Raw genomic sequence first — 11,581 nt, forward strand, 5'->3', positions numbered from 1 at the left:
TCGAGGTGGCCGGCGACGACGGCGGCCCGGTGCGCGGCGCCGCTGCGGGCGCGCTGGGCCTCGACCTGCGCGCCGGCGGCGTCCAGCGCGGCGGACTCGGCGAGCAGCCGGTCCAGCTGGGCGGCGCGCTCAGCCCGGGCGCGGGCGTCCTCCAGGGCGGTGCGGGTGCTGGCGACCCCGGCGCGCGCGGCCTCGTGGGTGGCCTCGGCCACGACGGCGGCGGCGCGCACCCGCTCCAGCAGCTGCCCGACGCGCTCCGCGGGCGAGGTGCCCGCGTCGAGCGAGGCGTCCAGGGCGGCCTGCTCGGCGGTGTAGTCGTCGGGGCCGTCGGGCCAGTCGGCGGCCAGGCGCTCGGCTCCGGCGACGAGCTGGCCCAGGCGCACCTCGTGGGCGCCGAGCTCGCGGGCCAGGGCGGTGCGCTGCTCGCCCAGCCAGGACTCCACGGCGGCGAAGCGGTCGGTGGCGAACAGGCGCTGCAGCAGGGGCCGGCGCTCCTTCTCCCCGGAGCGCAGGAAGGCCGCGAACTCGCCCTGGGGCAGCAGGACGACCTTGGTGAACTGCTCCAGGCCCATGCCGAGGACGTCGGTGAGGAGCTGGCTGGCCTCGTCGTTGCGGCTGGACAGCGGCTGCCACTGGTCGCCGTCCCACTCCCGCAGCAGCGTGCGCGCCTGCTCGCTGGTCGTTCCCGCGCCGCGCTTCTTGGGCCGCTCCCACGCCGGGGAGCGGGTGACCTCGAAGCGGCGCCCGCCCACGGAGAGCACGCACACCACCTCCGGCGGGAGGTCGGGGGCGGCGTGGTGGGAGCGAAGGTCGCCCAGCCCGGCCGCCCGGGCGCCGGGCACCCGCCCGTAGAGGGCGAAGCAGACGGCGTCCAGGACGCTGGTCTTGCCCGCCCCGGTCTGGCCGTGCAGGAGGAACAGGCCGTCACCGGAGAGCGCGTCGAGGTCCACCTCCTCCGCGCCGGCGAAGGGGCCGAAGGCCTGCACGCGCAGGTGGTGCAGCCTCACCGGGCCAGCCCCTCGCGCAGCGCCTCGCCGGTGCGCTCGGCCTCCAGCGCGGCCCGCAGCAGCTCGCGCTCGGCCTCGCCGGGAGGGGCGCCGCGCACGTGGTCGACGAAGGAGCAGCACAGCTCCAGGTCGTCGAGGCCGCGCACGCGCTCGGCGTAGCCCTGCGCCACCCGCCCGTCGGCGCCCTCGGGCTCGAAGCCGAGGGAGAGCACGTGGGGGAAGCGGCGGCGCAGGGCCTCCATCGGCTCGCGCGGGCGCACCGCGTCGGTGAGCACCACCTGGCACCACGCCTGCTCGGCGCCCGCCAGCCCCGGGTCGGCGAGCAGGTGCTCGAGGGTGCCGCGCAGGCGGGCCAGCGCCCGCGGCACCGGGGCCGGGACGGCGTCGACCCGCTCCACCCCGCCCGCGCCCAGCTCGACGAGCCAGTGCCCCTTGACGTGCCCGGCCTCGGAGAAGGAGTACGCCAGCGGGGAGCCGGAGTAGCGCACGTGCTCGGCCAGGCGCTGGCGGCCGTGAAGGTGGCCCAGCGCGACGTAGTGGGCCCCGTCGAAGGTCGACGCCGGCACCGCCTCGACCCCGCCGACGGAGATGTCGCGCTCGGAGTCGCTCGCCTCCGCGCCGGTGACGAAGGCGTGGGCGGCCACCACCGACCGGGTGCCCGGCGCGCGGGTGGCCAGGTCCGCGCGCACCCGGCCCATCGCCGCCCCGAGCACCCCGGCGTGGGAGCGGGCGGAGCCCAGCGGCTCCGCGGCCAGCGCCGGCTCGAGGTAGGGCAGCCCGTAGAGGGCGACGTCCCCCCAGGCGTCGGCCAGGACCACCGGGTCGGCCAGGTCGCCCACCCGGGTGCGCAGGTGCAGGCCCGCGCGGGCGGTGGCCCGCGCCCCGAACCCGAGCCGGTGCGCGGAGTCGTGGTTGCCGCTGGTGACCAGCACCTGGGCACCGGCGTCGAGGAGGCGGGCCAGGGCGTCGTCGAGGACCTGCACCGCGTCCACCGCCGGCAGCGCCCGGTCGTAGACGTCGCCGGCGACGACCACGGCGTCGACGGACTCCGCGCGCACCACGGCCACCAGGTCGTCGAGCACCCGCGCCTGGTGCTCGAGCAGGCCCACCCGGTGGAAGGAGCGGCCCAGGTGCCAGTCGGAGGTGTGGAGGATGCGCACCCCTGCGACGCTAGGCGACCCCTCGGACAGCCCGGAGGGCACCCGGACCCCAGGGGAGGACGCCGTGGGCCAGGAGGTCTCCGCCGAGCAGCTCGGGCGCGAGCAGCGCCGCGCCTACCGGGAGAAGCTCCACCAGTGCCTGGAGGTGCTGGGCTCGATGCTCGCCGACCACGCCGCGGCCGGTGGCACCGGCGCCGGGGCGCGCTCGCTGTTCGAGTCCGCGCCGCCGCTGACCGGGATGGAGGTCGAGCTCGTCCTCGTCGACGACGCCCTGGCCCCCCACCGCGGCAACGCCGAGGTCCTCTCCGCGCTCGCCGGCACCGACCTCGGCCCCGACTTCCAGCCCGAGATCGGCGCCCACACCCTCGAGCTCAACGTGCCGCCGGGGACGGTGACCGGCACCGGGCTGGCCGACCTGGAGGAGCGGCTGCGCGCCAGCCTCAACGGCGCCGACGCCCGCGCCCGCACCGCCGGCGCCCGGATCCTCATGCTCGGCGTCCTGCCCACCCTCGCCCCCGAGCACCTCACCGGGGACTGGATGACCTCCTCGGTGCGCTACCGGGCGCTGCAGGAGGCGGTGCTCGGCGCTCGCGGGGAGCAGGTGGAGATCGACCTGCGCGAGCCGGCCGACGGGCTCGGCGCGCGGGTGCGCGGCAGCGGCGAGCCGCCCGAGCGCCTCTCGCTGCTCACCGAGTCGATCGCGGCGGAGTCGGCCTGCACGAGCATCCAGCTCCACCTCAAGGTGGCCCCGGAGGAGTTCGGGCCCACCTGGAACGCCGCCCAGCTGCTCATGGGCCCCCAGCTGGCCCTGGGGGCCAACTCCCCGTTCGCCCTCGGCCGGCGCCTGTGGGCCGAGACCCGGGTGGAGCTGTTCGCGCAGTCGGTGGACACCCGCACCCCCGAGCTCGTCGCCCAGGGGGTGCGCCCGCGCACCTTCGTCGGGGAGGGGTGGGCCGCGCGCGGGGTGCGCGGCGCCCTGGACCTCTTCGCGCAGGACGTCGGCTGGTTCCCCCCGCTGCTGCCGCAGGTCAGCGCCGAGGACCCGGTCGCCGAGCTCGAGGCCGGCCGCGCCCCGCACCTGGCCGAGCTGGCGCTGCACTCGGGCACGGTGTGGCGCTGGAACCGCCCCGTCTACGACGTCGTCGACGGCCGCGCCCACCTGCGGGTGGAGAACCGGGTGCTGCCCGCCGGACCCACCGTGGTCGACGCGATGGCCAACGCCGCCCTCTACTACGGCGCGCTGCGGGTGCTCGTGGAGGACGGGCCCGACCCCGCCGCCCTCCTCGACCCCGCGGTGGTGCCCGCGGCCTTCACCGACTGCGCCCGCCGGGGGATGGCCGGGGAGGTGCACTGGCCCGGGCTGGGCCGCGTCGGCGTCCAGCGCCTCCTCCTGGACCACCTGCTGCCGATGGCCGCCGAGGGGCTGTCCCGCTGGGGCGTGCCGGGGGAGTCGGTGGACCGCTACCTCGGCGTCGCCCAGGCCCGGGCGGCGTCCGGCCGCACCGGCGCTCGCTGGCAGGTGGACGCCGTCGCGGCGCTGGAGGAGCGCGGCGCCGACCGCTGGACGGCCCTGCGCGCGATGCTCGAGCGCTACGCCGAGGGGATGGCGTCCAACACCCCGGTGCACACGTGGGCGCTGCCCTGACCGGCCCGACCGGGGCTCAGCCCCGAAGACCGGGGCTCAGCCCAGGCGCGCGGGGAAGCCGCCGGTGGCGACCGGGCCCCAGCGCAGCGGGGTGACCCGCAGCAGCGACTTGCCCTGCGCGGTCATCGCCGCGCGGTACTCGTCCCAGTCCGGGTGCTCCCCGGAGATGGAGCGGTAGTAGTCCACCAGCGGCTCCAGCGCCTCGGGCAGGTCGAGCACCTCCGCGGTGCCGTCCACCTGCACCCACGCCCCGTCCCACTCGTCGGAGAGCACCACCACGCTCGCCGCCGGGTCGCGGCGCAGGTTGCTCGTCTTGGCCCGCTCGGGGTAGGTGGAGATGACGATGCGGCCCGCCTCGTCCACCCCGCCGGTCACCGGTGAGGCCTGCACGCCGCCGTCGGCCCGCCGGGTGACCAGCAGCATCCTGTGGCGGGGACGGACGAAGGCCAGCAGGCCCTCGGGGTCGACGGCGGTCGAGGTCGCGATCGTGCGGGCCATGCGGCTCAGGGTAGGGGCGCGCCCGGGGCCCGCCGCGGACGGTAGGTTCCGTCCAGATCATCCCGGACGCCCCAGGAGGCCCCGTGTTCCGCAAGGTCCTCGTCGCCAACCGCGGCGAGATCGCCGTCCGCGCCTTCCGGGCGGCGTTCGAGCTCGGCGCCCGCACCGTGGCGGTCTTCCCCCACGAGGACCGCAACGCCGTCCACCGGATCAAGGCCGACGAGGCCTACCGGATCGGCGAGGTCGGCCACCCCGTGCGCGCCTACCTCGACGTCGACGAGATCATCCGCGTCGCCCGCGAGTCCGGCGCCGACGCCGTCTACCCCGGGTACGGCTTCCTGTCCGAGAACCCCCGCCTGGCCGAGGCCTGCGCCGCCGCCGGGATCACCTTCATCGGCCCGCCCGCCGACGTGCTCGAGCTCGCCGGCAACAAGGTGCGGGCGCTCGCGGGCGCCCGCGAGGCCGGCCTGCCGGTGCTCGCCTCCTCCGCGCCGTCCTCCGACGTCGACGAGCTCGTCGCGGCCGCCGGCGCCATCGGCTTCCCGATCTTCGTCAAGGCCGTCGCCGGCGGCGGCGGGCGCGGCATGCGCCGCGTCGACGAGCCCGCCGCCCTGCCCGAGGCGCTCGCGACCGCCATGCGCGAGGCCGAGGGCGCCTTCGGCGACCCCACGGTCTTCCTCGAGCAGGCCGTGCTGCGCCCGCGCCACATCGAGGTCCAGGTGCTCGCCGACGCCACCGGCGAGACGGTGCACCTCTACGAGCGCGACTGCTCCCTCCAGCGCCGCCACCAGAAGGTCATCGAGATCGCCCCGGCGCCCAACCTCGACCCGGACCTGCGGGCGGCGCTGTGCGCGGACGCGGTGAGGTTCGCCCGGGCGATCGGCTACGTCAACGCCGGCACGGTGGAGTTCCTCGTCGAGACGCAGGGCGAGCGGGCCGGGCAGCACGTGTTCATCGAGATGAACCCGCGCATCCAGGTCGAGCACACGGTGACCGAGGAGGTCACCGACGTCGACCTCGTCCAGGCGCAGATGCGGATCGCGGCGGGGGAGGCCCTGGCCGACCTGGGCCTGAGCCAGGACGTCATCCGGGTCAACGGCGCCGCGCTGCAGTGCCGGATCACCACCGAGGACCCGGCCAACGGCTTCCGCCCCGACACCGGCCGGATCACCGCCTACCGCTCGGCCGGCGGGGCCGGCGTCCGCCTCGACGGCGGCACGGCCGACACCGGGGCGGAGATCAGCGCCCACTTCGACTCGATGCTCGTCAAGCTCACCTGCCGCGGGCGCGACTTCCCCACGGCGGTGCGCCGGGCCCGGCGCGCGCTGGCGGAGTTCCGCATCCGCGGGGTGAGCACGAACATCCCGTTCCTGCAGGCGGTGCTCGAGGACGACGCGTTCGTCTCCGGCGACGTCGCGACCTCCTTCATCGCCGAGCGCCCGCAGCTGCTCACCGCCCGGGGCTCCGCCGACCGCGGCACGAAGCTGCTCACCTACCTCGCCGACGTCACCGTCAACCGCCCGCACGGCAGCGCCCCCACGGCGCTGGCGCCGTCGGCGAAGCTGCCCGCGGTCGACCTCGACGCCCCGGCCCCGGCCGGCTCGCGGCAGGCGCTGCTGGCCGCGGGGCCGCAGGCGTGGGCCCGGGCGCTGCGCGAGCAGACCCGCCTCGCGGTCACCGACACGACCTTCCGCGACGCCCACCAGTCGCTGCTGGCCACCCGGGTGCGCACCCGCGACCTCACGGCGGTCGCCCCGCACGTGGCGCGGCTGACCCCGCAGCTGCTCAGCGTGGAGTGCTGGGGCGGGGCGACCTACGACGTCGCGCTGCGCTTCCTCGGCGAGGACCCGTGGGAGCGCCTCGCGGCGCTGCGCGAGGCGATGCCGAACATCGCGCTGCAGATGCTCCTGCGCGGGCGCAACACGGTCGGCTACACGCCCTACCCCACGCAGGTGACCAGCGCGTTCGTCGCCGAGGCGACCGCGACCGGCGTCGACGTGTTCCGGATCTTCGACGCGCTCAACGACGTCGAGCAGATGCGCCCGGCGGTCGAGGCGGTGCGCGAGACCGGCACCGCGGTCGCGGAGGTGGCGCTGTGCTACACCGGCGACCTGTCCGACCCGGGGGAGCGGCTGTACACGCTGGACTACTACCTGGGCCTGGCCGAGAGGATCGTCGACGCCGGCGCGCACGTCATCGCGATCAAGGACATGGCCGGGCTGCTGCGCCCGCCGGCGGCCGAGCGCCTCGTCACGGCCCTGCGCGAGCGGTTCGACCAGCCCGTGCACCTGCACACCCACGACACGGCCGGCGGGCAGCTCGCGACGCTGCTGGCCGCGGTGCGCGCCGGGGTGGACGCCGTGGACGTGGCCAGCGCCGCGATGGCCGGCACGACCAGCCAGCCGCCGGCCTCGGCCCTGGTGGCCGCGACGATGCACACCGAGCGCGAGACCGGGCTGGACCTGCGCGCGGTGATGGACCTCGAGCCGTACTGGGAGGCGGTGCGCCGCCTGTACGCCCCGTTCGAGTCCGGGATCCCCGCGCCGACCGGGCGGGTCTACGACCACGAGATCCCGGGCGGGCAGCTGTCGAACCTGCGCCAGCAGGCGATCGCGCTGGGCCTGGGGGAGAAGTTCGAGCAGGTCGAGGCGATGTACGCCGCCGCCGACCGGATCCTGGGCCGCCTCGTCAAGGTCACGCCGTCCTCGAAGGTGGTCGGCGACCTGGCCCTGCACCTCGTCGCGGTCGGCGCGGACCCGGCGGCGTTCGCGGAGTCCCCGCAGGACTACGACGTGCCCGACTCGGTGATCGGGTTCCTCTCCGGGGAGCTCGGCGACCCGCCCGGCGGCTGGCCCGAGCCGTTCCGCACCCGGGCGCTGGCCGGGCGCACGGCCCCGGCGCGCACCACCGAGCTCTCCGCCGAGGACGCCGCCCTGCTCCAGGCGCCCGGCCGCACCCGCCAGGCCGCGCTGAACCGGCTGCTCTTCCCCGGTCCCACGGCGGAGCTGGCGCGGGTGCGCGAGGCCCACGGCGACGTCTCGGTGCTCGACACCCGCGACTACCTCTACGGCCTGGTCCGGGGGGAGGAGCACGTGGTGCCGCTGGAGCGCGGGGTGAACCTCATCGCCGGGCTGGAGGCGGTCGGGGACGCCGACGCGCGCGGCATGCGCACGGTGATGACGACGCTCAACGGCCAGCTGCGCCCGGTGGCGGTGCGCGACCGGTCGCTGGCCGTCGACGTCAAGACCGCCGAGAAGGCCGACCCCGCCCGGCCCGGGCAGGTCGCCGCGCCGTTCGCCGGCGTGGTCACCCTCGGGGTGGCCGAGGGCGACGCGGTCGAGGCCGGCCAGACGGTGGCCACGATCGAGGCGATGAAGATGGAGGCGGCGGTGACCAGCGCGGTGGCCGGCACGGTCTCGCGCGTGGCCATCTCCGCGGTGCAGCAGGTCGAGGGCGGGGACCTGCTCCTGGAGGTCACCGCCGCCTCGTAGGGCTCAGTCCGGCGGGGCGCCGAACAGCGCCGGGGTGAGGTTCCAGTGCCGGATCCCCGGCACGCCGTGCTCGACGTCGAGGACGCACACCGAGGCGGGGTCCAGCAGCAGCTGGGCCCCGGCGGTGGGCTCCAGGCCCAGCCAGGTCGTGGCCAGCACGCGCAGGGAGTGCCCGTGCGCGACGAGGACGACGTCGCCGTCGGCCAGGCGCGGGCGCACCCGCTCGACCACGGCGCGGGTGCGCGCGGCGACGTCGGCGAGGGACTCCCCGGGGGACTGCCCGTCCCCGCCGGGGGCGACGCCGTCGCGGAAGACCGTCCAGTCGTCTCCGCCGCGCGCCTCGCGGATCTGGGGGGTGGTCAGCCCCTCGTAGGCGCCGTAGTCCCACTCGACGAGGTCGGCGTCCTCGGTGATGTCGCGCAGCCCGGCGAGCTCGGCGGTGCGCCGGGCCCGGCTCAGCGGGCTGGAGACGACGAGCGCGGGCTCGCCGGTGCACAGCGCGGCGAGCAGCGGGGGCAGCGCCGCGGCCTGGGCCTCCCCGACCTCGTCGAGGGGGATGTCGGTGCGCCCGGTGTGCTGGCCGCTGTGGGCCCAGGCGGTGCGGCCGTGGCGCAGCAGCACCAGGCGTCCGCGGGTCGGCTCGGCGGAGGGCGGTGGAGGGGTCATCCCGGGCACGGTAGGGGCACGGCCGCCGGAGGGCGCGCCCAGCGCCGCCGTAGGATCGCCGCCGTGGGGACGCGGTGATCACCTGGCTGGCGTGGACCACCGGGCTGCTGGCCGCGGCGGTGGGCGCCGCGGCGCTGGTGGCCACGGTGCGCGGGCGGCGCATCGACGACCTGCAGCTGCTGGGCTCCGCGGTGCTCGAGCTGGCCCTGCTCGTGCAGGGAGCGGTGGGCGTGGCGCTGCTGGCCCGCACCGAGCGGGACGTGGACGGCGTGCTGTTCGCCAGCTACCTGCTCACCTCGGTGCTCGTCGTGCCGCTGGGCGCGTTCTGGGCGGTGGGCGAGCGCAGCCGGTGGGGGACCGGGGTGCTCGCGGTGGCGGCGCTGACCACCGGGGCGCTGGTGCTGCGCCTGGAGCAGATCTGGAGGACCGGTGGCTGAGCGACGCGACCGGGCGGCCGCGGCCGGGGCGGCGGGCTCGGCGGAGGCCACCCGGCACGGCGCGGGGCGGGTGCTCATCGCCGTCTACGCGGTCTTCGCCCTGGCGGCGACGGCCCGCGCGGGCTACCAGCTGGCCACGCACTTCTCCGCCGCACCGCTGGCCTACCTGCTCTCGGCGCTGGCCGCGCTGGTCTACTGCGTGGCCACCGCGGCGCTGGCCACGGCGACGCCGGCCTCGCGCCGGGTGGCGTGGGCCGCGGTCGCGGTGGAGCTGGTCGGGGTGGTCGTGGTCGGCGCCCTGAGCCTGGCCGACGCCGCCGCCTTCCCCGACCAGACGGTGTGGTCGGGCTTCGGGTCCGGCTACGGGTACGTGCCGCTGGTGCTCCCGGTGCTGGGCCTGGCCTGGCTGCGCGCCACCCGTCCCCGCTGAGCCGCGCCGCCCGGTCCCTCCACCGCCGCGGCCGCCGCCCGACGGACGAGTGATAACGGAAGCCAGCGTCCCGACCGTTTCCGGTCGCCGCGGCAGGGCAGGGGAGGGGCACACCCACCGGGAGGGGACGCCGATGACCGACACGACCGCGCCTGGACGAGCGATCGGGCGGGACGTGCCGCCGCTGCCGGTGGACGCCGCGCAGCCGCCGGCGCACGCCGCGGCGCCGGGGCAGACGCCGTCGGTGGCGGAGATGATGGGCTGGCGCCTGTCGGACCCGGCCGAGGACGACGAGTGGGACGACGACCGAGACCTGCTCGACGCCGACGGGAACCGGGTGAGCACCTGGCGCGAGGGCTACCCCTACCAGGAGCGGATGCCGCGGCGGGAGTACGAGCACACCAAGCGCGCCCTGCAGATCGAGCTGCTGAAGCTGCAGGGGTGGGTCAAGGACACCGGCGCGAAGCTCGTCATCCTCTTCGAGGGGCGTGACGCGGCGGGCAAGGGCGGGACGATCAAGCGCTTCACCGAGCACCTCAACCCGCGCGGGGCGCGGGTGGTGGCGCTGGAGAAGCCCTCCGAGCGCGAGCAGAGCCAGTGGTACTTCCAGCGCTACGTCTCCCACCTGCCAGCGGCGGGGGAGATCGTCCTGTTCGACCGGTCCTGGTACAACCGCGCCGGGGTGGAGCGGGTGATGGGCTACTGCACCCAGGGCGAGTACGAGGAGTTCATGCGCCAGGCCCCGGCGCTGGAGGAGATGCTCGTGCGCAGCGGGGTGCACCTGGTCAAGCTGTGGTTCTCCGTCTCCCAGGCCGAGCAGCGCACCCGCTTCGTCATCCGCCAGATCGACCCGGTGCGCCAGTGGAAGCTCTCGCCGACCGACCTGGCCTCCCTGGACCGCTGGGACGACTACACCGAGGCCAAGGAGGCGATGTTCTTCTACACCGACACGCCCGTGGCGCCGTGGACGGTGGTCAAGAGCAACGACAAGAAGCGGGCCCGGCTCGAGGCGATGCGCCACGTGCTGAGCCTGCTGCCCTACGAGGGCAAGGACCTCTCGGCGGTGGGCCGCCCGGACCCGGAGATCATCGGCCGGGGCGCGGACGTGCTGGAGCAGGGGGAGAGCGCCGAGCGGCGCTTCCCCGACCTCCGGTGACGACGGGAGCAGGCTCGACGCCTCCAGGGGACCACGCGCTGCCCCGCACGCGGGCCCGGGCGCCGGTGCATTAGGGGGCTCGGGGGTGGGCCGGGAGCAGGGCCGCATCCTCGGCGCGGTGCACGTGCCCGCCGCCGAGGTGGGCGAGCGCATCGGGACGCTGGCGCCGGACCGGGGACCGCGGTCGTCGTCTGCTGCTGGGGGCCGGGCTGCCACGGCAGCACCCGGGCCGCCCTGTGGCAGCCCGCCTCGGCCACACCGGGGTGCAGGAGCTGATCGGTGGGTCCGGAGTGGTGGGCGCGCAGGGCTGGCGGTGGCCACCGGTGCGGAGCGCACGCGGCGCGCCCCGGACCGCCTCGTCGCGCCGGGAACCGCCGCCGCGCAGCTGTGAGGTCCGGCCTGTGAGGTTCGGGCTGTGCGATCCGGTCCGTGCGGTCCGGCCCGTGAGCACGGCGACGGCGGCTGCGAGATCGGTGCTGTGAGGTCGGTGGTGTGAGGACCGGTGGTGTGAGGACCGGTGGTGTGAGGTTCAGGGGAGCAGCTCGGGGTCGGCCTGGGGGAGCTTGCGGACCTCGGCGGTGGTGACGCCGGCCAGGGCGGGGCTGGAGAGCTGCAGCAGGGCGACGGTGGTGGTGAACGCCAGGCGCAGGCCGCGCGCGGACAGCGGCAGGCCGGCCGGGCGCAGGGCGCCGGTGCGGTGGTCGGCGGAGGGGCGCACGCGCAGCCACAGGGCGTCGGGGTCCGAGCCGCGCAGGGTGGCGGCCACGGCGGCGCGGTGGGGGAGCCAGGCCCTCAGGGCGAGCTGGGCGGGGTGGGGCAGGGCCCAGCGGGCGGCCTGGCCGGGGCTGGTGATGGTGATGGCGCGCTCGGTGACGGCGGCGGTGGGCAGGGCGGCGAGGACGTCCTCACCGGCGCCGGTGAGGGCGAGCAGGTGCACGTGGGCGCAGAAGCGGGCCCACACCGCGGGCAGGACGCCGGGCACGGGGGTGTCGGGGTGGGCGGCGGAGAGCAGGCGGCGCACCCGGGCGGCGTCGGGGGGCCCGGAGGGGATCGGCGCGGGCAGCGACAGGGCGGCGGCCAGGCCGTCGGCG

The 11,581-nt window shown here is 76.7% G+C and carries 9 protein-coding genes and 1 pseudogene; 5 read left to right on the forward strand and 5 right to left on the reverse strand.

Annotated elements, in window-relative coordinates; all coding sequences use genetic code 11:
* Together AC5FZL_RS11575 and AC5FZL_RS11580 are read right to left on the reverse strand one after the other, a co-directional pair.
* A partial coding sequence (locus AC5FZL_RS11575; protein ID WP_493618763.1) for an AAA family ATPase occupies window positions 1-1,007 on the reverse strand: 1,007 nt, incomplete at its 3' end.
* Window positions 1,004-2,167: an exonuclease SbcCD subunit D gene (locus tag AC5FZL_RS11580; RefSeq protein ID WP_493618764.1), complete on the reverse strand. Its 1,164-nt coding sequence runs from the start codon at window positions 2,165-2,167 to the stop codon at window positions 1,004-1,006. The genes AC5FZL_RS11575 and AC5FZL_RS11580, both read right to left, overlap by 4 nt.
* Window positions 2,168-2,231: 64 nt before the next feature.
* On the opposite strand from AC5FZL_RS11580, the gene AC5FZL_RS11585 reads away from it, so the two are divergent.
* Window positions 2,232-3,812 (forward strand): glutamate-cysteine ligase family protein, encoded by a 1,581-nt coding sequence (locus tag AC5FZL_RS11585; RefSeq protein ID WP_493618766.1) that lies wholly within the window; start codon window positions 2,232-2,234, stop codon window positions 3,810-3,812.
* Between the two features lie 36 nt (window positions 3,813-3,848).
* Here AC5FZL_RS11585 and AC5FZL_RS11590 read toward each other — a convergent pair whose 3' ends face one another.
* The gene (locus tag AC5FZL_RS11590) at window positions 3,849-4,310 is read right to left on the reverse strand and encodes a PPOX class F420-dependent oxidoreductase (protein ID WP_493618768.1); all 462 of its coding nucleotides are present in this window, start codon (window positions 4,308-4,310) and stop codon (window positions 3,849-3,851) included.
* 83 nt (window positions 4,311-4,393) lie between these two features.
* Here AC5FZL_RS11590 and AC5FZL_RS11595 point away from each other — a divergent pair, with 83 nt between their 5' ends.
* On the forward strand, window positions 4,394-7,801 hold the full coding sequence (locus AC5FZL_RS11595) for a pyruvate carboxylase (RefSeq protein ID WP_493618770.1): 3,408 nt from the start codon (window positions 4,394-4,396) through the stop codon (window positions 7,799-7,801).
* A 3-nt stretch (window positions 7,802-7,804) separates the two neighbouring features.
* Here the strand turns inward: AC5FZL_RS11595 and AC5FZL_RS11600 are convergent, their stop codons facing one another.
* Entirely contained in the window at window positions 7,805-8,467 is a 663-nt protein-coding gene (locus tag AC5FZL_RS11600) for a histidine phosphatase family protein (RefSeq protein WP_493618772.1), read from the reverse strand.
* Between the two features lie 74 nt (window positions 8,468-8,541).
* On the opposite strand from AC5FZL_RS11600, the gene AC5FZL_RS11605 reads away from it, so the two are divergent.
* The 3 genes from AC5FZL_RS11605 to ppk2 all read left to right on the forward strand — a co-directional run bounded on the left by AC5FZL_RS11605 (window position 8,542) and on the right by ppk2 (window position 10,490).
* Window positions 8,542-8,904, forward strand: a complete 363-nt coding sequence (locus tag AC5FZL_RS11605) for a hypothetical protein (protein ID WP_493618773.1) — start codon at window positions 8,542-8,544, stop codon at window positions 8,902-8,904.
* The gene (locus AC5FZL_RS11610) at window positions 8,897-9,334 is read left to right on the forward strand and encodes a hypothetical protein (protein WP_493618775.1); all 438 of its coding nucleotides are present in this window, start codon (window positions 8,897-8,899) and stop codon (window positions 9,332-9,334) included. Before AC5FZL_RS11605 ends, AC5FZL_RS11610 begins: the two co-directional genes overlap by 8 nt.
* 253 nt (window positions 9,335-9,587) lie before the next feature.
* Entirely contained in the window at window positions 9,588-10,490 is a 903-nt protein-coding gene (gene ppk2, locus AC5FZL_RS11615) for a polyphosphate kinase 2 (RefSeq protein WP_493618777.1), read from the forward strand.
* Window positions 10,491-11,019: 529 nt separating this feature from the next.
* Here ppk2 and AC5FZL_RS11620 read toward each other — a convergent pair.
* A pseudogene (locus tag AC5FZL_RS11620) lies at window positions 11,020-11,581 on the reverse strand (hypothetical protein); the annotation flags it as partial.

It is taken from the genome of Quadrisphaera sp. DVD1, from assembly GCF_058932755.1.